Source organism: Streptomyces sp. NPDC021019, assembly GCF_044333295.1.
Lineage (GTDB): Bacteria > Actinomycetota > Actinomycetes > Streptomycetales > Streptomycetaceae > Streptomyces.
Map to the genome: position 1 here is coordinate 596952 of NZ_JBIRQR010000003.1, position 22824 is coordinate 619775.

At 72.8% G+C, this 22824-nt stretch carries 23 protein-coding genes; 14 read left to right on the top strand and 9 right to left on the bottom strand.

What is annotated here, in order from left to right:
- The first annotated feature begins 87 nt into the window (after positions 1–87).
- Both ACH4RG_RS20130 and ACH4RG_RS20135 read left to right on the top strand, forming a co-directional pair.
- A complete protein-coding gene (locus tag ACH4RG_RS20130) occupies positions 88–1572 on the top strand; it encodes an SDR family NAD(P)-dependent oxidoreductase (protein WP_397917730.1) in 1485 nt (494 codons plus the stop codon).
- 358 nt (positions 1573–1930) lie between these two features.
- Positions 1931–2107, top strand: a complete 177-nt coding sequence (locus ACH4RG_RS20135; protein WP_397917731.1) for a hypothetical protein — start codon at positions 1931–1933, stop codon at positions 2105–2107.
- Between the two features lie 4 nt (positions 2108–2111).
- Here the strand turns inward: ACH4RG_RS20135 and ACH4RG_RS20140 are convergent, their stop codons facing one another.
- The 3 genes from ACH4RG_RS20140 to ACH4RG_RS20150 are packed head-to-tail and all read right to left on the bottom strand — an operon-like array spanning position 2112 to position 4992.
- Positions 2112–3566 carry a lipase maturation factor family protein gene (locus tag ACH4RG_RS20140; RefSeq protein WP_397917732.1) on the bottom strand — a complete coding sequence of 485 codons (1455 nt, stop codon included), beginning with the start codon at positions 3564–3566 and terminating at the stop codon, positions 2112–2114.
- A gap of 56 nt (positions 3567–3622) precedes the next feature.
- Positions 3623–4135 (bottom strand): DUF1990 family protein, encoded by a 513-nt coding sequence (locus ACH4RG_RS20145; RefSeq protein ID WP_397917733.1) that lies wholly within the window; start codon positions 4133–4135, stop codon positions 3623–3625.
- Positions 4132–4992, bottom strand: a complete 861-nt coding sequence (locus ACH4RG_RS20150; RefSeq protein ID WP_397917734.1) for a YndJ family protein — start codon at positions 4990–4992, stop codon at positions 4132–4134. Before ACH4RG_RS20150 ends, ACH4RG_RS20145 begins: the two co-directional genes overlap by 4 nt.
- A 179-nt stretch (positions 4993–5171) precedes the next feature.
- Between ACH4RG_RS20150 and ACH4RG_RS20155 the strand changes: the two genes are divergently transcribed.
- The 8 genes from ACH4RG_RS20155 (at position 5172) to ACH4RG_RS20190 (ending at position 15087) form a co-directional block, all read left to right on the top strand.
- The gene (locus tag ACH4RG_RS20155) at positions 5172–6299 is read left to right on the top strand and encodes a DUF6777 domain-containing protein (protein WP_397917735.1); all 1128 of its coding nucleotides are present in this window, start codon (positions 5172–5174) and stop codon (positions 6297–6299) included.
- A 128-nt stretch (positions 6300–6427) separates the two neighbouring features.
- Complete coding sequence (locus ACH4RG_RS20160) at positions 6428–8491, top strand: SpoIIE family protein phosphatase (RefSeq protein WP_397917736.1); 2064 nt, start codon at positions 6428–6430, stop codon at positions 8489–8491.
- A 124-nt stretch (positions 8492–8615) separates the two neighbouring features.
- The gene (locus ACH4RG_RS20165) at positions 8616–9983 is read left to right on the top strand and encodes a wax ester/triacylglycerol synthase family O-acyltransferase (RefSeq protein ID WP_397917737.1); all 1368 of its coding nucleotides are present in this window, start codon (positions 8616–8618) and stop codon (positions 9981–9983) included.
- Positions 9984–10019: 36 nt separating this feature from the next.
- Complete coding sequence (locus ACH4RG_RS20170; RefSeq protein WP_397917738.1) at positions 10020–10880, top strand: Fpg/Nei family DNA glycosylase; 861 nt, start codon at positions 10020–10022, stop codon at positions 10878–10880.
- A 340-nt stretch (positions 10881–11220) separates the two neighbouring features.
- On the top strand, positions 11221–11973 hold the full coding sequence (locus ACH4RG_RS20175) for a LytTR family DNA-binding domain-containing protein (protein ID WP_003964604.1): 753 nt from the start codon (positions 11221–11223) through the stop codon (positions 11971–11973).
- A 62-nt stretch (positions 11974–12035) separates the two neighbouring features.
- Complete coding sequence (locus tag ACH4RG_RS20180) at positions 12036–12398, top strand: hypothetical protein (RefSeq protein ID WP_397927237.1); 363 nt, start codon at positions 12036–12038, stop codon at positions 12396–12398.
- Entirely contained in the window at positions 12395–13900 is a 1506-nt protein-coding gene (locus ACH4RG_RS20185; protein WP_397927238.1) for a cation acetate symporter, read from the top strand. The genes ACH4RG_RS20180 and ACH4RG_RS20185 overlap by 4 nt, the downstream gene beginning before the upstream one ends.
- Positions 13897–15087, top strand: coding sequence for a sensor histidine kinase (locus ACH4RG_RS20190; protein WP_397917741.1), 1191 nt, complete (start codon positions 13897–13899; stop codon positions 15085–15087). The genes ACH4RG_RS20185 and ACH4RG_RS20190 overlap by 4 nt, the downstream gene beginning before the upstream one ends.
- 9 nt (positions 15088–15096) lie before the next feature.
- On the opposite strand, the gene ACH4RG_RS20195 is transcribed toward ACH4RG_RS20190, so the two are convergent.
- A complete protein-coding gene (locus tag ACH4RG_RS20195; protein WP_398539919.1) occupies positions 15097–15612 on the bottom strand; it encodes a hypothetical protein in 516 nt (171 codons plus the stop codon).
- Positions 15613–15724: 112 nt separating this feature from the next.
- Here ACH4RG_RS20195 and ACH4RG_RS20200 point away from each other — a divergent pair, with 112 nt between their 5' ends.
- Positions 15725–15922, top strand: coding sequence for a zf-HC2 domain-containing protein (locus ACH4RG_RS20200; protein ID WP_397917743.1), 198 nt, complete (start codon positions 15725–15727; stop codon positions 15920–15922).
- On the opposite strand, the gene ACH4RG_RS20205 is transcribed toward ACH4RG_RS20200, so the two are convergent.
- On the bottom strand, positions 15856–16428 hold the full coding sequence (locus tag ACH4RG_RS20205; RefSeq protein ID WP_397917744.1) for a sigma-70 family RNA polymerase sigma factor: 573 nt from the start codon (positions 16426–16428) through the stop codon (positions 15856–15858). The two genes, ACH4RG_RS20200 and ACH4RG_RS20205, sit on opposite strands and share 67 nt — an antisense overlap.
- Before the next feature lie 268 nt (positions 16429–16696).
- On the opposite strand from ACH4RG_RS20205, the gene ACH4RG_RS20210 reads away from it, so the two are divergent.
- The gene (locus ACH4RG_RS20210; RefSeq protein WP_397917745.1) at positions 16697–17896 is read left to right on the top strand and encodes a CapA family protein; all 1200 of its coding nucleotides are present in this window, start codon (positions 16697–16699) and stop codon (positions 17894–17896) included.
- Positions 17897–17903: 7 nt separating this feature from the next.
- Here ACH4RG_RS20210 and ACH4RG_RS20215 read toward each other — a convergent pair whose 3' ends face one another.
- Positions 17904–18365 (bottom strand): universal stress protein, encoded by a 462-nt coding sequence (locus ACH4RG_RS20215; RefSeq protein ID WP_397917746.1) that lies wholly within the window; start codon positions 18363–18365, stop codon positions 17904–17906.
- Positions 18366–18517: 152 nt separating this feature from the next.
- Here ACH4RG_RS20215 and ACH4RG_RS20220 point away from each other — a divergent pair, with 152 nt between their 5' ends.
- Complete coding sequence (locus ACH4RG_RS20220) at positions 18518–19369, top strand: polysaccharide deacetylase family protein (RefSeq protein ID WP_397917747.1); 852 nt, start codon at positions 18518–18520, stop codon at positions 19367–19369.
- A gap of 100 nt (positions 19370–19469) precedes the next feature.
- On the opposite strand, the gene ACH4RG_RS20225 is transcribed toward ACH4RG_RS20220, so the two are convergent.
- Entirely contained in the window at positions 19470–20132 is a 663-nt protein-coding gene (locus tag ACH4RG_RS20225; RefSeq protein WP_397917748.1) for a class F sortase, read from the bottom strand.
- 325 nt (positions 20133–20457) lie between these two features.
- On the opposite strand from ACH4RG_RS20225, the gene ACH4RG_RS20230 reads away from it, so the two are divergent.
- Positions 20458–20940 carry a hypothetical protein gene (locus ACH4RG_RS20230; protein ID WP_018955700.1) on the top strand — a complete coding sequence of 161 codons (483 nt, stop codon included), beginning with the start codon at positions 20458–20460 and terminating at the stop codon, positions 20938–20940.
- Between the two features lie 91 nt (positions 20941–21031).
- On the opposite strand, the gene ACH4RG_RS20235 is transcribed toward ACH4RG_RS20230, so the two are convergent.
- Positions 21032–21589, bottom strand: coding sequence for a hypothetical protein (locus tag ACH4RG_RS20235; protein ID WP_397917749.1), 558 nt, complete (start codon positions 21587–21589; stop codon positions 21032–21034).
- A 184-nt stretch (positions 21590–21773) separates the two neighbouring features.
- Positions 21774–22538: a DUF4239 domain-containing protein gene (locus tag ACH4RG_RS20240; RefSeq protein ID WP_397917750.1), complete on the bottom strand. Its 765-nt coding sequence runs from the start codon at positions 22536–22538 to the stop codon at positions 21774–21776.
- Positions 22539–22824 lie beyond the last annotated feature (286 nt).

The window sequence follows — 22824 nt, forward strand, 5'->3', positions numbered from 1 at the left end:
AGTGGCCCGCGCATGGCAAACTTGGGCGGGGTGTTTCGGCCTGCGGTGATCCACGATCCGCGGCGAGAAGATGACAGAGGAACGGCAATGACGGTGACAGAGGACAGCCCGGAGCTCGCTCCCGGAATCGAGGAGTTCGGTCCCGGTATCGACCCGGAGCGGCTGGCCGTCTGCCTGAGCGTGCTCGACGAGCTCGACCGGATCGAGGTGGACCACCCGGACGCCATCGCGGTCCGCCGCGCCACCGCCGGGATCTACCGCACCGTGAAGCAGCGCCGCCGCCAGGAACGCCGCGCCGCGAAGACCGCCCACGACCGGGCCGTCACCGAGGCCACGGCGACCGGCTCGGCCGACCGCATCGACGACGAGACGCAGGGCGTGCTGCCCTCCTCCTCCGCCCGGGCCGAGATCGCGGGCGTCCTCCAGCGGCCCCGGTCCTGCTACATCTGCAAGACGCGGTACGTCGAGGTCGACGCGTTCTACCACCAGCTCTGCCAGTCGTGCGCCAAGGAGAACCGCTCCCGCCGCGATGCCCGCACCGACCTGACCGGACGCCGGGCGCTGCTCACCGGCGGCCGCGCGAAGATCGGCATGTACATCGCGCTGCGGCTGCTGCGCGACGGCGCGCACACCACCATCACCACCCGCTTCCCCAACGACGCGATCCGCCGCTTCAAGGCGATGGAGGACAGCGACGACTGGATCCACCGGCTGAAGATCGTCGGTATCGACCTCCGCGACCCGGCCCAGGTCGTCGCGCTGGCCGACTCGGTCGCCGCCGAGGGACCGCTGGACATCCTGATCAACAACGCGGCCCAGACCGTGCGCCGCTCCCCGGGCGCCTACAGCGAGCTGGTCAACGCCGAGTCGGCCCCGCTGCCCGCGGGCGAACTGCCCGTCGCCGAGGTCATCGGCACCTTCGGCAGTGGCACGGTCGACCGGGTCGCGGCCCTGCCCGCCGCCCGCAAGGAGGGGCTCAGCGCCCAGGAGGTCACGGACCTCGCCCTGGTCACCGGCTCCGCCTCGCCGGCCCGGATCGCCGCGGGCACCGCGATCGACGCGGGCGGCCTCGTCCCCGACCTGCACGACACCAACAGCTGGGTCCAGACGGTCGAGGACGTCGAGCCGATCGAGCTCCTCGAAGTCCAGCTCTGCAACTCCACCGCGCCGTTCATCCTGATCAGCAGGCTGCGCCCGGCGATGGCGGCGACCGCCGCGCCCCACGCGTACGTGGTCAACGTCTCGGCGATGGAGGGTGTCTTCAGCCGCGGCTACAAGGGCGCGGGCCACCCGCACACCAACATGGCCAAGGCCGCGCTCAACATGCTGACGCGCACCAGCGCCCAGGAGATGTTCGAGAAGGACGGCATCCTGATGACCGCCGTGGACACCGGCTGGATCACGGACGAGCGCCCGCACCCGGACAAGATGCGTCTCGCCGAGGAGGGCTTCCACGCACCCCTCGACCTGGTCGACGGCGCGGCCCGGGTCTACGACCCGATCGTGCGCGGTGAGGGCGGCGAGGCCCTCTACGGCTGCTTCCTCAAGGACTACGCCCCCGCCAACTGGTGACCCGAGCGGCTCAACCGGCCCCTCGGTCCCGAGCGACGTCCGAGAACCCGGCCCAGGATGTTCCCTGGGCCGGGTTCTCGCTGTATCCGGTGGCCGAAAGTGACCTACCGCACACGTTCTATCGAGCGCGGTGGCGCTCATTTGGTTAGGGTGAGGCGAACGGACGTCATCGAAGAGCCCACGAAGGCTCCTCGACCGTCCTGGGACATGGTCGGTAACCCGGCCGCTGTTCCGCCCCGAACCGGCGCCACCGCGACCGACATATCCCAACCCCTGCCCCGCGCGGGGCGGTCGCGCTCCGGCTTCACGGCCGGAGCGACGGCGACGCCCCGGGCGACGCGACACGAAGGAGTGCGCGGTGACGACACCGGAACTGACCGAGCGCGAAATGCGCCCCGCCGAACGGTACGAGGGCCGGCCCGGCCGCCCCGAGAAGCTGCGGAACATCGAGGTCTGGGCCAGGTCCGCCCCGATCCGGCTGGCCGGATACGAGGACGACCTCGCCGAGCCGCACATCCTGCCCGGCATCGACTGACCGCTCAGCGTGACCCGCGGCCCGTCCCCCCGCCCTCCCGCTCCGTCGGCAGCGGCCGGGAGACGGGCCGCAGGAATTCCCGGACACAGGTGCGGTGCCACCAGCATCCGGTGGCCCGCAGTTCCCGGAAGCCCGTGAACCGGTAGCGGAACACCCGGGCACGCACCTGCCGGGGCGGTCCGTCGGGGAACGGATTGTGTCCGAGCAGCCGGAGCGTGTCCCGGTCGCCGTCGAGCAGCCGCTCGACCAAGGGGCCGAACCAGGGGCGGGCGTACGCGGGGGAGAGTGCCGCGAACCACATCATCCAGTCGAGCCGCAGATGGTACGGGGCGAACAGGCGCGGCAGTCGCCGCGGATCGCCCGGCTTGCCGCGGAAACCGTACTCCCGCCACTCGGCCCCCTCGCGCCCCACCGGATCGGCGCTGCCCTCCACCACGATCTCCAGCCGCATCCGGCTGATGGAGCCGAACGCCCCGTAGGTGTTGACCAGGTGCAGGGGGTCGTAGGACCGGTTCATCGCCTGCCGCCGCGAGAGCAGATTGCGCACCGGGCGGTAGCTGAGCACGAGGACCAGGCCGGTCGCCGCGATGACCACCACCTCGTACCAGAGGGGCGGCGCGACCTGGGCGGGCGGCGGCCCGGCCAGAGGGGTCCAGTCGATCGCGGAGAGCGCCAGCGCGATGGTGAGCCAGTTCAGCCAGGCGAAGTTCCCCGACAGGATCAGCCAGAGCTGGGTGAGGATCATCAGACCGGCCGCCGCGCTCGCCACCGGCTGCGGGGTGAACAGCAGAAAGGGGACCAGCAACTGGGTGAGGTGGTTGGCGGCGACCTCGATCCGGTGCACGGGCCTGGGCAGACGGTGGAAGAACCAGCTCAGCGGTCCCGGCATCGGCTGGGTCTCGTGGTGGAAGTACAGGCAGGTCAGCTCCCGCCAGCACGTGTCCCCGCGCATCTTGATCAGCCCCGCGCCGAACTCCACCCGGAAGAGCAGCCACCGCAGCAGCCACAGCACCAGTACCGGCGCGGCGGTGTCCCCGGTGCCGAGAAAGACCGCCAGGAACCCCGTCTCCAGCAGCAGCGACTCCCAGCCGAATCCGTACCAGACCTGCCCCACCTGGACGATCGACAGATACAGCACCCACGGCAGCGCCCAGAACAGCATGCCGCCCCACAGCGGCAGCAGCCCGTCGAGACCGGCGATCAGGGCCACCGAGACGGCGCAGCCGCTCCAGGCCACGCCGGCGAAGAAGCGGTCCGAGTAGTGCAGCCGGAAGAGCCCCGGGGCGGCCCGCCAGGGCGTGCGCCGCAGCAGCTCGGGTACGGGCAGCATGCCGCGCTCGCCGATCAGCGCCCGGAACTGGAGCGCGGCGGAGAGGAAGGCGACCAGATAGATCACGGCCAGAGCCCGCTGGAAGATCAGCCGGCTCAGCCAGGAGCCGTCCGCGGTGAACCATTCCATTCCTGTCAGTATCGGCCAGGGCGCGGCCCGGTACCTGTCGGTCGTGGCCGGGCGGGTCAGCTCGCGGCGACGATCCGGCGCAGAGTGCGGCCGAGCCTGCGGGCGTACCAGTGCTGCACGAGGGGCACGAGCGGTCCGCCGAGCCGGGCGTACCAGGACGCGGGGCGCGAGAACGCCAGCACCGTGAACCACACGGTGCCGTCGTCCGCGAGGTCCACCACGAAGCACTCCTCGCCGCGCTCCGGATGCCCGGCGAGGGTGCCGTAACCGAAGCCGGTGCGGCCGTCCTCCCCGTACGCCGTCCAGATGACCTCGCAGGGGGCCGTGAAGCGCAGCGGCCCGAGGCCGAGGGAGACCCGGACGCTGCCGCCCGGCACCGCGCGGGGCCCCGGAGCATCCACCCGCGCGCCCGAGGCGCGGTGCATCCGCCATTCGGTTATCGCCGCTCCGGCGGTGGCGAAGTCCCTTTCGCCCCGGCCGATCCGGGTGCGGTGGTGGAGGTGGTGGTAGCCCCGGGGGAGCGGGCCGAGGCGGGTCGCGCCGACCTCCGGGTAGGTGAGGGTGCTCATGCGGTCCTGCCTCCGGTGATGTCGGGTCCTTCGGTGCGGGCGGGTTCCTCGGTGCGGATGCGCCGCCAGGCCAGCAGCGAGCAGAGCGCGAAGCCCAGCGCGTTGCCCAGGCCATGGGTGGCGGCCATCCAGGTCAGGGTGGGGTGGGGCAGTCCGGTCGCCTCGCCGAGTGCCCAGCTCAGCGCGAGCAGCATCGTCGCCACCAGGACGGCGGCGGAGACGAGCAGCAGGAGTCGGGTCGTCCGGTCCCGGCCGCCGGCGCGCCCCATGCGCCAGGTCAGCAGGCCGACCGTCCACATGCCGGCCGTGAGGACGAGGGCCCCGGCGAGCTCGGCCCAGTCGCCGATGAAGTATCCGACGAGGACGAGCAGGGTGCCCAGCGGCACGCTCAGCGCGGCGAAGCGGCCCGCCGGGCCGTGGGAGACCCGGCAGACCAGACCGGCGATCAGGGCGGCGGCGAACCCGGCGAAGTGGAAGTGCGGCACGGTCAGCGCCAGGATGCCGAGGTCGAACCCGAACAACTCGTGCCCCGACCGTTCGGCGACCAGGGCGACCGCGGCGACGGCCGGGGCGACCAGCGCGGTGAGCAGCGCGATCCCCGCCGGATCGAGGTCCCGGCCGCGGACCGCCCGTCGCGGCGCGTGCAGGGCGAGCAGAACGGCTCCCAGTGCGTAGCAGCAGGCGAGCGCCGTGGCCGCGGCGGAGCGCGGCAGCCAGAGGGCGACGGCGCCCGGCACGGCGAACAGGGGCCAGAGCCGCCGGATCCGTTCCAGCTCCTGTTGTCCGGTCAGCCGCAGCCCCGCCGGCACGACGGCGAGCATGCCCAGCATCACGATGGCGTTGACCAGTGCGGACATGACTTCCCCCTGCTTCGACCACTCGCTTTGAACGTGTTCAAGTCCTGGGAGTGAGAGTAGAGCGTTTATTGAACGCGTTCAAGGCGGGGGTGCGGCCGAACGTCCGCTTGCGGTACCGCGCTCGGTGCGGCACAGATGGTGACACCCATCCGTTCCCCAGGGACAGGCAGGAGAGCTCTGTGCGCTCACCCAGACGTAACCGGCGTACCGCGCTCGCCGCGCTGTCCGCCGGAGTGCTGTTCGCCGTCGCCGGCTGCGGAGGCGGCGACGACCGTACGGCGAAGGGCACCACGGGCACCGCCGAAGCCAAGGACGTCCTCCTCCAGCCGCTCTCGTCCCCCGGCCCCGGCCCGTTCACCGCTTCCACGGCGCGGCCGCCGGCCTCCTCGTCCCCCACCGGCCCGCCGGACGCCGAACCGCCCTCCGCCACCCGGACGGTCCATCCGGTCTCCGGCGCCGTACCGGGGCTCTACGGCGGCAGCCGGTCGGTCGCCGCCTGCGACGTCGAGCGGCAGGCTTCCCTCCTGGCCGACGACGAGGACAAGGCGCGCACCTTCGCCGAAGCGTCCGGCATCGAGGCCGTGCAGATCCCGGGCTACCTGAAGTCCCTCACCCCGGTCGTCCTGCGCGCCGACGCCCAGGTCACCAATCACGGCTACAGCGCCGGCTCGGCCACCGCCTTCCAGGCCGTGCTCCAGGCGGGCACCGCCGTCCTGGTCGACAGCCGGGGGATGCCCCGTGTCCGTTGTGCCTGCGGCAACCCGCTGGCCCCGCCCGTGGTCGCCGACGGGAAGGTCGCCCACCGGGGGGAGCGCTGGCCCGGCTACGATCCCGCGCGCATCGTGGCCGTCGAGCCCGGCGTCAAGGCGGCCACCAGCCTGATCATCGTGGACGCCGACGACAACACCTGGATCGAGCGGGCCATGGGTGACAGCGGCGGCCGCGACCGCACCCCGGACGACCCGCCGCCCTTCGAGCCCGACGCCGACCTGCTCTTCCCCTCACCGGGCCGCCCCTCCGAATCCGCGCCCCCGGACACCGCCCCGTCCGAGCCGCCCCCCTCCGGGCCGGCGGAGCCCACGGATCCCGGGCCTCCGGAGCCGTCCGACGACTTCGGAGACACGCCGCCCGAGGAGCCGTGGGAGTACGAGGATGAGGGCGACCCGGACGTCGCGCCGGAGCCGACCCAGGTCTTCCCCGCCGAGCCGGGCGAGCCCGCGGGGCCCGACGGCCCCTTCGAGCCGGAAGTGCCCGCCGAGCCGGACGAGCCCATGGAAGCGGGCCTCGGCGACGTGTTCGCCGGCTGACCGGGCCGGACGCCGGGGGCTGAGTGCCCTGACGGCGGAGCCCGCACGGCGCCGCCCCTCCCGGCCCGTGCGAAACCGTCGACGCATCGGACGAGAAGAATCGGATAAAGGGTGGCAAGGTGGCCCACATGGATGATCGGGTAGCGGGTGCCCTGTCACTCCCCGACGACTGGCCCGCCCACCCGGACCTCAGACTCGCCCTGAACCGCATGGGCAGCTTCGACTGGGATCTCGACACCGGCCTCATGCACATGGACCAGGCCGCGCTCGACGTGTTCGACCTGGCCGCGGACGAGTACGACGGCCGTCCGGCCTCGCTGGCGCCGCGCGTGCCGACGGACGAGGCCCAGCGTCTGGACGGGATGGTCTCGCACGCCCTGAAGAGCGGGCGCACCGACTACGGCGCCTACTTCCGCATCCAGCGCCGCGACGGCACGCTGCGCTGGACCCACACCCAGGGCTTCGTCCGCCGGGACGGCACCGGCCGCCCGCACCGCATCATCGGGATCGTCCGCGACGCCACCCAGGAACTGGCCGACTCCACCGCCCGCCGCGAGCTGGACGAGGATCGCCGCCGGCGCACCAGCCTGGTCGAGGGCACCACCGCCGCGCTGGCCCACGCCCGTACCGTCAAGGACGTCATCGCCGTCCTCAAGAACTCCCAGGGACTCGCCCACCTCGGAGCCACCAGCCTCGTCATGGGCCTGCTGGAGTCCGGCCGCATCCACCTCGTGGCCGACGGCCCCGAGGGCGCGTACGTCCCCGGCACCCGGTACACCCGGGTGGACGAGCAGTACCCGATGAGCGAAGTGGTGCGGACCCTGGCCCCCCGCTTCATCGAGTCCGCCGACGACTTCGCCGCCTCCTACCCGATCCTGTGGCCCGACATCAGCCGCCTCGGGATCACCTCCGCCGCCTACATGCCGCTGATCGCGCAGGCCCGCCCGATCGGCGCACTCGGTCTCCTCTACCGGGACAAGGGGGGCTTCACCGCCGACGAACGCAATCTGCTGATGGCGCTCGGCACCTCGATCGCCCAGAGCCTCCAGCGCGCGATGCTCTACGAACAGGAACACGACCTCGCCGAGGGCCTCCAGCAGGCGATGCTGCCGCGCAGGATCCCGGCCGTGCCCGGGGCGCAGGTCGCCGTGCGCTACCGCTCGGCCCGCCTCGGCCGTGACATCGGCGGCGACTGGTACGACCTGATTCCGCTGCCGGGCGGCCGGGTGGGCGCTGTCATCGGGGACGTCCAGGGGCACGACACCCACGCGGCCGCCGTCATGGGGCAGCTCAGGATCGTCCTGCGCGCGTACGCCGCCGAGGGGCACAGCCCGGCCACGGTCGTGGCGCGCGCCTCCGTCTTCCTCCACGAACTGGACACCGACCGCTTCGCCACCTGCACCTATGCCGAGGTCGACCTCACCACCGGCGTCGTCCAGCTGGTCCGCGCCGGGCACGTCGACCCGCTGGTGCGCGACGTGGACGGGAGCTGCCGCAGGGTGCCGTCCGAGGGCGGGCTGCCGCTCGGCCTCTCGGCGGAGTTCGGCCGGCTGGAGTACCCGGTCGGCACGGTCGAACTCGACCCCGGCCAGACCATGGTCCTGTTCACCGACGGCCTCGTCGAGCTGCCGGGCTCCGACCTCGACGAAGGCATGCAACAGCTCACCGTCCTCGTCACCAACGGTCCCCAGGACCTGCAGAAGCTGGCCGACCAGCTCTGCGACGCCGTCGACGAGCGCGGCGGCCAGGACGACGTCGCGGTCCTGCTGCTGCGCCGCCGTGCCGCGCACGCCCCGCAGCCGGGCGGCCGGCTCCAGCAGCACGTCGCCCAGAACGACCCCGAGGCGCTGAGTTCGTCCCGGCACATGATCCGGGCCGCGGTCCGGGCCTGGGGAGCGAAGGACCGGGCCGACGAGATCGAACTCGCGGCCGACGAACTGATCACCAACGCGCTCATGCACACCGACGGCGGCGCCGTCGTGACGATCCGGGTGCTCGCCGGAACCGAGCGACGGCTGCGCGTCGACGTCGAGGACCGCTCCAGCGCACTGCCCCGGCGCCGCGACGCGGGCGAGTCGGGAGTGTCGGGACGCGGCCTGATGCTGGTCGACCGGCTGGCCGACGTCTGGGGCGTGGAATCCCGTGGCAGCGGCAAATGCGTGTGGTGCGAGTTCCTCATTCCGGCCCGCTGAATCACCGACCGAGGCGTAACAGTACGTAACATGTATGTACTTGACCGTAATCGACCACGAACGATTGACTGCGCGGGACGGGCCACACCCCGGCCCTGCCGCCTTCGACGACATGAGGCCCCCGTTGGGTACCGAGCTCCTCGCCCCGCTCGATCTCGCTTTCTGGCACCTCGAATCGGACGCCCATCCCATGCACCTCGGCGCGCTCGCCGTCTTCGCGCCGGCGCCCGGCGCCGCTCCGGAGCGGATCCTCGACCTGCTCGGCACCCGCGTCGCCGCGATCCCCCGACTGCGCATGCGCGTACGGGACGTCCTGCTGCCGATCGGCGGCAAGGCTTGGACCGTGGACAAGGACTTCGACGTGCACCGGCACGTCCAGCGCGTCGTCGTGGACGACGGCGACTTCACGGCGGAGGCCGTCCGGCTGGCCGGCGAACTGATGGAGCGACCGCTCGGGCGCGGGCGGCCGCCCTGGCGGATGTACCTCATCGGCGGCACGGCGGGCGGCCCTTTCGCCGTCCTGGTCAAACTGCACCACGCCCTGGCCGACGGGATGCGGGCGGTCGCCATCGGGGCCGGGATCTTCGACGAGATCGCCGCCGTCACCAGCGCCCGCACCGCTGCCCGGGGCCGCCCCGCCGTCCCGCCCCGCTCCTGGCTGCCCGACCCCCGGGAGATGGCGGGCATGGCCCTCGGCCGGATCGGCGAGGTCGGCCGGGCGCTCGGCGTGGGGGCCTCCGTCGTCCGCGCGGGCCGCCTCGACCTGCGCGGTACGACCGCCTTCGCCGCACCCTCCAGTGGCACCCGCCGCCTGGCCACCGCCGACCTCGACGCGGGGGACCTCCAGCGGATCCGGCGCGCCGAGGGCGGCACCGCCAACGACATCCTCCTCGCCGTCGTCGCCGGTGCGCTGCGCCGCTGGATGGCCGGGCGCGGCGAACCGCTCTCCGCCGCCGACCCGCGCGCGCTGGTCCCCGTCTCCCGCCACCGGCCCGGTGGCTCCTCCGCCACCGGCAACCGGCTCTCCGCCTATCTGCTCGACCTGCCGGTCGCCGAGGCCGACCCGCGCGGGCGGCTCCGGGCGGTCCGGACCGCGATGGACCGCAACAAGGCGGCCGGCCCCCTGAAGGGCGCCGGAGCCGTCGCCGTACTGGCCGACCAACTGCCCCCGCTGGCGCACCGGTTCGGCGCGCCGCTGGCGGCCAACGCCGCCCGTGTGCTCTTCGATGTACTGGTCACCAGCGTGCCGCTGCCCCGCTCCGCGCTCTCGCTGGGCGGCTGCCCGCTGACCGCCCTCTACCCCATGGCCCCGCTGGCCCGGGGCCAGTCCCTGGCGGTGGCCCTGACCACCTACGGCGGCCGGGTGCACGTGGGACTGGTCGCCGACGGCCAGGCGCTGCCCGACCTCGACCGGCTCGCCGCCGCGGTCGAGGAGGAGTTCACGGAACTGGGCGCCGTCACCACCGGCACGGACCGCGCACCGGTGTCCTGACAGGCGGCAGCCCACCGGCTGCGGCAGTCTGGAGCCATGCCCGAACTGCCCGAAGTCGAAGCCCTGCGGGCCTTCCTCGACGACCACCTGGTCGGCAAGGAGATCGCCCGCGTCCTCCCGCTGGCGATCAGCGTCCTGAAGACGTACGACCCGCCGCCGGCCGCCCTGGAGGGCGCGGCCGTCACCTCGGTCGCCCGCCACGGCAAGTTCCTCGACATCGAGGCGGGCGGCCTCCACCTGTGCACCCACCTGGCACGGGCCGGCTGGCTCCGCTGGAAGGACTCCTTCCCGGCCGCCCCGCCCCGCCCAGGCAAGGGACCCCTCGCCCTGCGCCTGATCACCGCCGGCGGCGACGGCTTCGACCTGACCGAGATGGGGACCACGAAGCGCCTCTCCGTCCACCTCGTCCACGACCCCATGGACGTCCCCGGAATCTCCCGCCTCGGACCCGACCCCCTCGCCGACGCCTTCGACCGCGACGCGTTCGCCGCGCTGCTCGCCGGGGAGCGCCGCCAGATCAAGGGCGCGCTGCGCGACCAGTCGCTCATCGCGGGGATCGGCAACGCCTACAGCGACGAGATCCTGCATGTCGCGAAGATGTCCCCGTTCAAACGGACCGCTGACCTCGGCGAGGACGACGTCACCCGCCTGTACACCGCTCTGCGCACCACACTCCAGGACGCCGTGACCCGCTCCAGCGGGGTGGAGGCCGGAAAGCTCAAGAGCGAGAAGAAGACCGGGATGCGGGTCCACGGGCGTACCGGGGCGGCCTGCCCGGTCTGCGGGGACACCATCCTGGAGGTCTCCTTCAGCGACTCCTCTCTGCAGTACTGCCCCACCTGCCAGACCGGCGGGAAGCCGCTCGCGGACCGCAGGCTCTCCAAGTTCCTGAAATGAGGAGAGGCGTCGGCGCTCCCGAGCGCGCCCGGCGCAGCGGCCCCACCCGGATGGGCACCGCACCGGACGCCGCGGCCCTTTTCCGGCCCCGGACCGCCTCGCACCCCGGGGGTAGGGCGCGGATCATGGCCGGGGCCGCGGCGCCTGGCACGGCGCCTCGCGGCGTTGCCGAAGCGCCCGAGTCGCTCCGTGATGAGGACGCTCCGGCGCCTCGCGACGCACCGCATCGGGCGCCGCGGCCTTTTCCGGCCCTGGTCCGCCCCGCACCCCCCACGACCGACGGCAATCGGGGGGCGGCGTCGCGGCCCCCCAATTGCCGGTCGGTCTAAACTCCGGCCTCATGTTGCGCGTACTCGCCGTCGACGACGAACAACCCGCCCTGGAGGAACTCCTCTACCTCCTGCGCGCCGACCCCCGTGTCCGCAGCGCCGAGGGCGCCACCGGCGCGACCGAGGCACTGCGCCGCATCGGTGGCGCGGTCGACGCGGGCCCCGACGATCCGTCCGCGATCGACGTGGTCTTCCTCGACATCCACATGGCCGGTCTCACCGGCCTCGACGTCGCCCAGCTCCTCGCCGGCTTCGCCGCGCCCCCGCTCATCGTCTTCGTCACCGCGCACGAGGGCTTCGCGGTCCACGCCTTCGACCTCAAGGCCGTCGACTACGTCCTGAAACCGGTCCGCCGCGAACGCCTCGCCGAAGCCGTCCGACGGGTCGCCGAGCAGGTGGGGGACCGGTCCGCACCCGTCCACGACAGTGCGGGCGACCAGATCCCGGTCGAGCTGGGCGGCGTCATCCGTTTCATCCCCATCGACGAGATAGCGTACGCCGAGGCGCAGGGCGACTACGCCCGCCTGCACACCGCCACCGGCAGCCACCTCGTCCGCATCCCGCTCACCACGCTGGAGGAGCGGTGGCGCTCCCGGGGCTTCGTCCGGATCCACCGCCGCCACCTCGTGGCGCTCGGCCGGATCGACGAACTGCGCCTGGACGCGGGCAGCATGAGCGTGCGCATCGGGGAGGCGGAGCTGGCCGTCAGCCGCCGCCACACCCGCGCCCTGCGCGACCTCCTGATGCGCCAGGGTGGCCGCTGACCAGGGAGGTCCTTCGCCGAACCCTTCCCAGCACGGCCCGCCGACGCCTACACTCCGAGCCCATGTCCGCAGAGCCATCGCCCCGGCGTGAAGTGGTCACGGGGGAGCCGCGGCGGGTGCGCCCGCTGCCCCGTTACCGCACCCAGTCGGAGATCGACGAGCAGACCGCCCTCGGCGGCGCCTACGTACGATCGCTCATGCGCGGCCAACTGCGCGCCGGGCTCACTGTGTTCGGCGTCCTCGTCCTTGTCGCGGGCACCCTGCCGCTCCTCTTCGCCGCGCTGAACAGCTCCGCCCTCGTCTGGGCGGTGCTCGGCTTCGCCACCTACCCGCCGCTCACCCTGGCCGCCTGGTGGTACGTCCGCAGGGCCGAGCGCAACGAACGCGACTTCGCCCGGCTGGTGGAGGGCCGCCCCGCCCCGTGAGCACCCCCGACCACGCGGCGTCCTGGGTGGCGGTCGCCCTCGTCGTCCTCGCCACCGTCCTCGTCGGCGGCTTCGGCCTGCGCATCTCCCGTACGACCTCCGACTTCTACGTCGCCTCGCGCACCGTGCGGCCCCGCCTCAACGCCGCCGCGATCAGCGGCGAATACCTCTCCGCCGCCTCCTTCCTCGGCGTCGCCGGGCTCGTCCTCGTCCACGGCCCCGACATGCTCTGGTACCCGGTCGGCTACACCGCCGGATACCTGGTGCTCCTGGTCTTCGTCGCCGCCCCGCTGCGCCGCTCGGGGGCGTACACCCTGCCGGACTTCGCCGAGGGACGGCTCGAATCACGGCAGGTCCGCCGGCTGGTCAGCGCGCTCGTCGTCGGCGCGGGCTGGCTCTACCTCGTGCCCCAGCTCCAGGGCGCCGGCCTCACCCTCAAGATCCTCACAGGCGCTCCGGGCTGGCTCGGCGACGTCCTCGTCGCCACCGTCGTGACCGCCGCCGTCGCCGCCGGCGGCATGCGCTCCATCACCTTCGTCCAGGTCTTCCAGTACTGGCTGAAACTCACCGCGCTCCTGGTGCCCGCCCTCTTCCTGGTCCTCGCCTGGCAGGGCGACGGCCGCCCCCGGGTCAGCTTCGACGACCAGCTCGCCGTCTTCCGCGCCGACCATCCGCTGTACGCCACCTACGGGCTGATCGTGGCGACCTTCCTCGGCACCATGGGTCTGCCGCACGTCGTCGTCCGCTTCTACACCAGTCCCAACGGCCGCGACGCCCGCCGCACCACCGTCGCCGTCCTCGCCCTGGTCGGCCTCTTCTACCTGCTGCCGCCGATCTACGGAGCCCTCGGCCGGCTCTACACGCCCGAACTGCGGTACGGCGGAGACGCGGACGCCGCCGTCCTCCTGCTGCCCGCCCGCGTCATCGGCGGACTCGGCGGCGACCTCCTCGGGGCGCTGATCGCCGGCGGGGCGTTCGCCGCGTTCCTGTCCACCGCCTCCGGGCTCACCATGGCCGTCGCCGGAGTCATCACCCAGGATGTCCTGCCCTCGCGCGGGGTACGCCACTTCCGGCTCGCCACCGTCCTCGCCATCGCCGTACCGCTCGCCGGTTCCCTGCTGGTGAGCCGGGTACCGGTGGCCGACGCGGTGGGCATGGCCTTCGCCGTCTCCGCCTCCTCCTTCTGCCCGCTGCTCGTCCTCGGCATCTGGTGGCGGCGGCTCACCCCGCCCGGGGCCGTGGCGGGGCTCCTGCTGGGCGGCGGCTCCGCCCTCGTCGCGGTGGCCATCACCGTCAGCGGAGCCGTACGCCCGCCGGGCTGGCCGCACGCCCTGCTCGCCTGGCCCGCCGTCTGGTCCGTCCCCGTGGGGTTCCTCGCGATGATCCTCGTCTCGCTCGCCACACCGGGGCGGATACCCCCCGGCACCAACGCCGCCATGACCCGATTCCACCTCCCCGAGACACTCTCCTCGGCGCGGTCCGCCGCGGGGCGGGAACGGTGACCGGGGCAGCGATCGCCGTTCTCGTCGTGTCGGCCGCGCTGCTGCTCGGCGCCGGGTACCTGGTGGGCCGCCGCACCGCCCGCCCGCTGCGCCCCAGTGATGTCGGCACCCCCGTCGAGCACGCCACGTTCGAGACCCTGCACACCGCGTCGCTGGCCGCCCCGCCGCTGCGGGCGGGCCTCACCGAGGAGAGCGCCCGGCGCGCCGCCCGCCGGCTGCGCTCCTTGCTCGGCACCGACGCCCTCTGCCTCACCGACCGGGACCGGGTGCTGGTCTGGGACGGTGCCGGGGGCCACCACGGCAAGGACGTGATGGAGCACGTGAAAGTGCTCCTGGACAACGGCCGCCGCACCGCCTTCGACAGTGGCTGCGCCGACCTCGACTGCCCGCTGCGCTGGGCCGTCGCCGTTCCGCTCACCGTCGAGAACCGGGTCCTGGGCGCGCTGGTCGCCTATGCCCCGCGCGAGTCGGCGGTACTGGCCCGGGCGGCGGGAGAGGTGGCCCGCTGGGTCTGCGTCCAACTGGAGCTGGCCGAGCTGGACCGCTCCCGCACCCAGCTCATCGAGGCGGAGATCAAGGCCCTGCGGGCGCAGATCTCCCCGCACTTCATCTTCAACTCGCTCGCCGCCATCGCCTCGTTCGTCCGGACCGACCCCGAACAGGCTCGTGAACTGCTCCTGGAGTTCGCGGACTTCACCCGCTACTCGTTCCGCAGACACGGGGAATTCACCACGCTCGCCGACGAACTGCACTCCATCGACCAGTATTTGGCCCTCGTCCGCGCCCGCTTCGGCGAACGCCTCGCCGTGACCCTCCAGGTCGCCCCCGAGGTGCTGCCCGTCGCGCTGCCGTTCCTGTGCCTCCAGCCGCTGGTGGAGAACGCTGTCAAGCACGGTCTCGAAGGGGCGGTCACCCGCAGCCGCATCACCATCAGCGCCCTGGACGCCGGCTCGGAGGCCGAGGTGGTCATCGAGGACGACGGAACCGGCATGGACCCCGAGCGGCTGCGGCAGATCCTGCGCGGCGAGGGCGGCGCCTCCACCGGCATCGGCCTGCTCAACGTGGACGAGCGGCTGCGTCAGGTCTACGGCGACGACTACGGCCTGGTCATCGAGACCGGGACAGGGGCAGGCATGAAGATCACGCTGCGGCTGCCCAAGTACCGTGCCGGGGTGCACGGTTCCTGAAGCAGGGGATCAGCACAGGTGGACGGCCAGATGGCCCAGCGGCAGCCCCAACTGCCAGGCGGGCGTCCAGACGCGGACCTCCCGGTCGCCCGTCGGGTCGGCCGCGGCGTCCCAGGGGGCGGGGCCGATCGCGTCGAGGTCGGCCGCGAGCAGTTCGGTCTCCTCCAGCCACCGCCAGGCCGCTCGCGCCAACGCCAGATCGGGGTCGCCGGGCTCGGCGTTCCGTCCCGCCTCCGCCAGCCGCTCGCAGACCCAGGCGCGCCAGGTGCACTCGTACGCCGTGAGGATCCGCAGCTCGTCGACCCGCGGCCCGGGCAGGGCCAGGAGGGCGGGAGCGTCCCGGGGGGCATCGCACAGGAACATCGTCAGCGCCAGGGCGTCGCGCCCCGCCCGGAACTCCAGGGTCGTCGGTTCCATCAGATCGCCGGTCCGTAACAGGTCGTCGGCGAGATACTCGGTGGACAGCCAGGTCATCGGTACCTGGAGGTCGTTCCCACCGGTCCCATCCGAATCCTCGGGACGCATCCCGTCTCGCCTCTTTCCTTGCTCGGTGCCGGGCTTCACGCAGCATTGAACCGGGGGCGGGCGCCCCGCGTGGGCAGAAGGGGAGGATCGCCCAGGAGATGCGAGGCAGCGAATGAGTGTCGACCCAGGCGATGACGGGCATGTGCGCCTGCTGCTGGGCGCGTACGTCCTGGACGCCCTGGACGCCGAGGAGACCTGTAGGGTCGCCCGCCACCTCCGGGGCTGCGACGGCTGCGCCCAGGTCTACGTGGAGGTGGCCGAGGCCTCCGCCCTGTTGGCGCTGCTCCGGGCGGAGGACCTGCGGGAGTAGCCGGGCAGCGTCCGCGCGAGGACCCGCAGGGCGTAGTACGAGCGGGACTTGACGGTCCCCGCGGGGATGCCGAGCGCCTCGGCCGTCTCGCCGACGCTCAGCCCACGGAAGTAGATCTGCACCAACACCGCACGGTGCTCGGGGCTGAGGGTGCGGACCGCCTCCCGGACATCCAGGGCGCGGACGGCCAGGTCCGCGGTGTCCAGGGTGTCCGGGGTGCTCTCCAGCACGGTGTCGCTGACCTCGACGGGACGCGCCTGCCGGGAGCGCCGCGCGTCGATGGCGAGGCGGCGGCCCACCGTGAACAGCCACGGCCGCATCGACGCGTAGGGGGCGTCGAAGGCCTCGGGGTGCTGCCAGGCGCGTACCAGGGTCTCCTGTACCAGGTCCTCGGCCCGCTGCCGGTCGCCGAAGGTCAGACCGAGGAGGAAGTGGAACAGCGCGGGGCCGTGTTCCCGCTGCAACTCGGCGAGGGTCCGCTCGTCGGTCGTCGTGGTGGTCTTCATGAACGCCCTCTCCCGCCGCGGCCCCTGGCGGCCTCGTTGCCGACTTGGCGTATACGAACGCATTCGGCGGCGCGGGAACAGGCGGTGCGCCGAGGCGTGCGACGAGCGGTCGCTCAGTGCGGCGAATGGTGCGGTGAACGGTCGAGGGGCCGTCGGGGTCGGCCGGTACGACCAGTTCAGCTAGGTGTGCGGCAATGCTCCTTGCTTATCCGATATGAAAATCTATGTAGTCGGATGGTCGTAATCATCCGAACATGGAGTCGAGCAGATGACGCAGCGCATCCGACCGGGCACCGCGGCCGCCCTCGCCCTCCTGCTCGCCGCGGCCACCGGCTGCGCCGGGCAGCAGTCCACGGCCCCCGCGCCGAGCGGGCCCCCCGCCGTCGCCCGGGGCGCCGGCGGCCAGGACGCCGAGGGGCCCCGCCCGTTCACGCTCCTCGCCGCGGGCGACATCCTGCCGCACTCCTCGGTGATCGACCGGGCCGCCGTCGACGCGGGCGGCGCCGGTTACGACTTCGCCCCGATGCTGGCGGGCGTCGCCCCGGTCGTCTCCGCCGCGGACCTGGCGTTCTGTCACATGGAGACGGTGTACGGCGCGGAGGGCGGCCCCTACACCGGCTACCCGAGCTTCAAGTCGCCGCCCGAGGTCGCCACGGCCCTGCGCGCCACCGGGTTCGACTCCTGCTCCACGGCCTCCAACCACACCCTCGACGACGGGGCCGAGGGGGTCTCGCGCACGCTCGGAGCGCTGGACAGGGCGGGCATCCGGCACGCTGGCTCCGCCCGTACCGCCGCCGAGGCCGCGCGGCCCACGATCCTGCCCGCCGGACCGGGGAAGGGCGCGGCCAAGGTCGCCCACCTCGCGTACACCTACGGCACCAACGACATCCCGGTCCCCGCCGACCGGCCCTGGACGGTCAACGTGACCGACGAGCGCGGGATCATCGAGGAGGCCAGGGCGGCCCGCCGGGCCGGCGCCGACGTCGTCGTCCTCTCCGCCCACTGGGGCACCGAATGGCAGGACGAGCCCGACGCGACCCAGCTGGAGCTGGCCCGGCGGCTCACCGCGTCCGCCGACGGGGGCCGCCCCGACATCGACCTGATCATCGGTACCCATGCCCATGTGCCGCAGGCGTACGAGAAGGTCAACGGCACCTGGGTCGTCTACGGGATGGGCGACCAGATCGCCGGAGCGATGATCAACTACGAGGGGGTCCAGGACCCCCGCGGCAACCAGAGCTCGATGGGCCGCTTCACCTTCGCGCCGCCCGCGAAGTCCGGCGAGCGCTGGACGGTGAAGAAGGCGGAGTTCGTCCCGCAGTGGTACGACACCGGCACCGGACGCGCCGTCAACCTCAACGCCTCCCTCGACGACGGGGCCGAGCACCTCCGCGAGGTCCGCGACCGCATCCGTACCGTCGTCCTCGGGCGCGGAGCGGAGGCCGACGGGCTCCTCATGGGCAAATGAACCCTTCTCACGGCACCACGGTGACCGGCCAGCGCCCCGCCTTCACCAGGCGCACGGCCACCGAACCGACGAAGCGGTGCCCGGCCGACTCCGAGGCCCCGACCACCACCGCGTCCGCCTTCAGCTCGTCGGCCGCCGTCACCAGCCCGTTGTACGGGTCGCCCCGGAAGGTGTGGAACTCCCAGCGCATGTCCCACGCGTCACTGAAGCGCTCGGTCGCCTCGCGGATCTCGGTGACCAGCTCCTCCGCGACCTCGCCCGTGGTGTCGCCCACCGGCACGCCCAGCGCCGCACCCGCCGTGCTGACGGGCTGGACGTACACCAGGGCCAGCATGGCGTTCTGCCGACGAGCCAGTCCGGCGGCGTAGGCCGCCGCGCGCATCGACGAATCGGAGCCGTCGAGCCCCGCGACGATCACCTTGGGGCCGTCCGTGCCGCGTTCGAACCGGTGAGGCTGCTGCTCTGTCACGGCTCCGAGGCTATCGGCTCGTCCCGGAGGGGAGGCTCCGGGACGCCGACCGACCTGAAGGGAGATGAACATACTGCGTCGAACGTGTACAAAACGGGCGATGGTCGGTGTCGGCGGCGCGAGCGGATGTCCGACCGTGCGAGCAGTTGGCCATGAGAAGTGATCACACCGGACCCGAGCGCCGCACTCTGTTGAGGGTCGCCCTCGGCCTCGGAACCGCCACCGCCGTGCACCTGATCGCCGCCGATCCGGCTTCGGCGCCCGGTCGCTCCACACCCGCCGCGGAGGCTCCGCCCGCCGCGGCCGCGGGACCTCCGGGACACGTCCGGGGTCGGCCCTCCCCGTACCGGCTCGAACCGATGACGGCGAACACCCCGCCCCGGTTCAGGCCCGCCAGGCCGCCCGTGCGCGTCCGGCCCTTCGAACATCTCCCCGGGATCGGTCACTCGATGGTCCTGAGCTTCGACGACGGACCCGACCCGCTCTACACCCCGGACATCCTGGCCACCCTGCGCGAGCACCGGGTCCGCGCGATGTTCTTCGTCTGCGGAGAGATGGCCGACGGAAACCCGGACCTGCTGCGCGAGATGGCCGACGACGGGCATGTGGTGGGCAACCACTCCTGGTCGCACCCCCTGATCCCGAAGCTCTCCCGTCCCGCGATCCGCGAGGAACTGGGGCGCACCAGCGAGGTGGTGGACCGGGCGCTCGGGGCCCCGCCGCTCTGGTACCGCGCGCCCTACGGCGCGTGGAACCGCAACTCCTTCGAGATCGGGGCCGAACTGGGCATGGAGCCCATGGCCTGGACCGTGGACACGCTCGACTGGAAGACGCCGGGCACCGGCACGATCGTCCGCCGGGTGCTGGACGGAGCGGCACCCGGCGTCGTCGTCCTCTCGCACGACGCGGGCGGCGACCGCTCGCAGAGCGTCGCGGCCCTGCGCCGCTATCTTCCCCGGCTGCTGGACTCCGGCTACCGCATCACGGTGCCGCGCCGCCTCTGAGCCGGGTGACGCGTCCGTCCGCGCACGACGGCGGCCCCGGCGGCCCCGTCACCGGGGCCGCCGGGGCCGCCGGGGGTGCCGTCGCTTGGGAGCGCCGCTGTCAGCGGGTGTCGACGAGCCGGGCGAAGACCACCACGTTGCCGTCGTAGCCGCCCGCCTTGGAGTAGCCCCCGCCGCAGGTGATGACCCGCAGCTCCGCGTGGCCGGTGTCGCCGTAGACCCGGGGGCCGGGGAAGTCGTTCTTGGAGAAGACCTCCACCCCGTACACCTCGAAGATCCCGACCCGGCCGTCGTAGCGGGCGACCTCGACCCGGTGCCCCTTCTGGAGCGAGCCGAGGCCGTAGAAGACCGCGGGCCCGGAGGTGTTGTCGACGTGGCCGACGACCACGGCGGTGCCGCGCTGGCCGGGGGCGATGCCGTTCTGGTACCAGCCGGCGAGGTTGGGGTCCTCCGCGGGCGGGGCGTCGATCCACCCGTTGGCGTCCAGGTTCACGTCGATGACCGGGGCGTCGACGTCGATGGACGGAACCTTCACCCGGGAGGCCGGGGCGTACGGCAGCGGCTGCACCGCCTCGCCCTCCACCGGCGGCCCCGCGGTGTCCTTGCCCAGGTCCAGCGAGGCGGCCGCCGCGGGCTGCGGTGGGCCGGCCTCCCCGAACTCCGTGCCGTTGCGCATCAGGGCGAGGCCGCTGAGCAGCACCAGGGCGACCGCACCCCAGGGCACACGTCTGGTCCGCTCGGCGCCAGCGTAGTCCCGGCCCATGGTTCTCCCTTCGTCGCGACGCTGTGAACGCTAAGGGCGTCGGGTCCGGGCGGCGATCAGGGAGGGGCGAACGGGTGGCGGCCGGGTCGGGCCCCTGCCGGATGCCTGCCCATCGGAGTAATGAGCAGATAAAAGTTCTGACGGTCTGTGACCTGCGGCTCCGTCAGTTCCGCGGGTTTTCGTACGGCGTGTCGCGTCACCGGGGTGGCGCAACGTCGAAGTGCGAGCTTCAGGTCTGCTGGTGAGTGTTCGTCATGGGAGGCGTTCTCGTCGATCAGCCCGGGGGACAAGCCCCCGGGGGCGTTTCCCGCTGGAGGTCCACACGATGCGTGTCTCACGCGCTCTCGCGGTCACCGCGACCGCTTTCGCGGCCGTCGGGCTGGCGGCTCCCATGGCCGCCGCCACCAACGGCCCGGTCAACGTCGCCGTCAACCCCCACTCCGTCCACCAGGGCGGCACGCTGAAGATCACCGCGCAGGGCTGCGGTCACGGCGGCAAGGTCTGGTCGAACGCGTTCCCGACGACCACCCTCTCGCCGGGTGACGGCACCAACTACGCCCATGCCCGGGTCCGGAACAACACCACGCCGGGGCAGTACCACCTCTCCGTGAAGTGCAGCGACAACGACCGGATCGCGACGCACAAGTTCACCGTGCTCGCCGGCAACCCCTCGCAGGGCGGGCTCGGCGGCTCGATGGGGCCGAGCTCCGTGGAGATGCAGGTCGGCGGCGGTCTGGTGGCCGCGGCGGCCGTCGGCGGCGCGGTCTTCCTCGTCCGGCGCCGGACGACGAGCCATGCGGCGTTCTAAGGCGTCGAACCTCCCGCCCGGCCCGATACGCCCGTCGCCCCGAGTCCTGGATCAGGACCCGGGGCGACTGCCGTGCGCCGCATGTTCGCGGTCAGTGGCGGCGGTCGGCGGTGCGGCGGCGCGCGAAGTAGAGGGCGCCCGAGGCCGCCACGGCCACCAGGGCCGCTCCGGCGGCGACCTCCACCGTGTCGGTGGAGCCGGAGCTTCCGCCGAGGCCGCCGCGCACACCGCCGGGGATGAGCGCCGTCGAGCTGGCGGTCGGAACGGTGGTGGGCCTGGGGGTGGGGGTGCTCGTGGCGCCGCCGGTGATGGTCAGGTTGACGTTGCGGGAGGTGCCGGTGGAGCCGCACGCGAACGTCACCGCGTACACGGCCCCCCGGCGGGCGTCCGTGTCGATGGTGGCGGTGGCCGTCGTGGAGCCGCTCGGGATGGTGGTGGTGTCGAAGATGCCCGAGGAGACGGTCGTCTCGCCCGTGCAGCCGCCGGCGCCGAGGGTGACCCGGCCGCCGGGTGCGATGACCGACGGGGCGATCGTCGGGTTGAACGTGCTGGTCGCCCCGTCCGGCACGGCGTGGGCGGCGGACGGGGCCAGCAGTGTCAGGGCACTGGCGCCGAGCAGGGCGAGCGGTGCGACACGTATCGCGCGCATGGTGGATCCTCCGGGTTCCCCGAGGGGCAGCTGCGGAACCAATTTCCACATAGCAGGAAAAATGCACCTCGATGTCCGACACGCTAGGAGGGGTCCTCCCGGCCCGCGATCGGGGTCCGGCGAATGGGTCAGCGGTGTCCCCCGACCGGCCCCCCCGGTCGACTCCCGGGCCGGGGGCGCGGACTCAGCGCGCGGCCCCCGGGAACATGTCGAGGAACGGGTCCGCGGTGGCCGAGATGCCCCGGCCGAAGGGCGCGTCGAAGTCCCAGATCAGAAAGAGCAGGAAGGCGATCAACGCGCTGAACAGGCCGGCCAGGAGCAGTTCGCGGAACGTGCGGCGGATCTGGAGGGTGAAGATCAGCCCCACGGTCACCAGCGCCCCGATGATCAGCCCGAACCAGACCACCCCCGGCATCGTCGCCCCGGCGTTCTGCCCGCGTGTGCTGCGGGCGTCGTCCGCCGCCGCCACCTGGTCGACCAGTGGCTGGTAGGCCTGGCCCTCGTGATCGGTCTTCGGCACGTAGTCGGTGACGTCCGCCCGTACCTTGTCCAGCAACTGGGTGCCGCGCTCGGTGAGCGTGTTCCGGTCGGACATCACCTTCCACTCGTCGTGCACCACATGGTCGACGTAGGCGTCGACGTCCGCCCTGATGCGGTCGCGGACCTCCACCGGGTAGACGGAGGCGCGTGCCTGCACCTCGTGCAGCGCCTGCGCCTCGATGCGGACGGACTCCTGGGCGGCGCTGCGTCCCTCCCAGACCCCGGCGATGGCGAGGCCCAGGACGATCGCGTAGACCACGCCGATCATCATCGTCATGTACTCGATGACGTCCGGCGTCTCGGACGGGTCGTCGTCATCCCCGATCCGCCGGTTGTTCAGGACGGCGATGGTGAGGACGACCGCGCAGGCGGACGCCATGGCAATGCTCAGGACGAGCCATTCGGACATGCGTCTCTCCTGGTCAGCGGGATGATCGCGGCCGCAGCACGGCAACGGCGAACACCGCAGGGGCGGTGATGAGCAGCGTCAGGGACACCAGCGACGGTCCGCTCCGCGGCTGTTTGCGGGCCGGTTTGCGGTACGCCGGCAGCGCGACGGGCCGGGGGCGCGGTGGCTCGGTCCGCTCCGGTGGTTCCGGCGACGGCGAGGGCTTCGATGGCGGCGCGGGCGCCGGTGGCGGGGGAGGAGGTGGAGGTGGCGGAGGAGGTGAAGGTGGCGGCGGTTCCGCGACCAC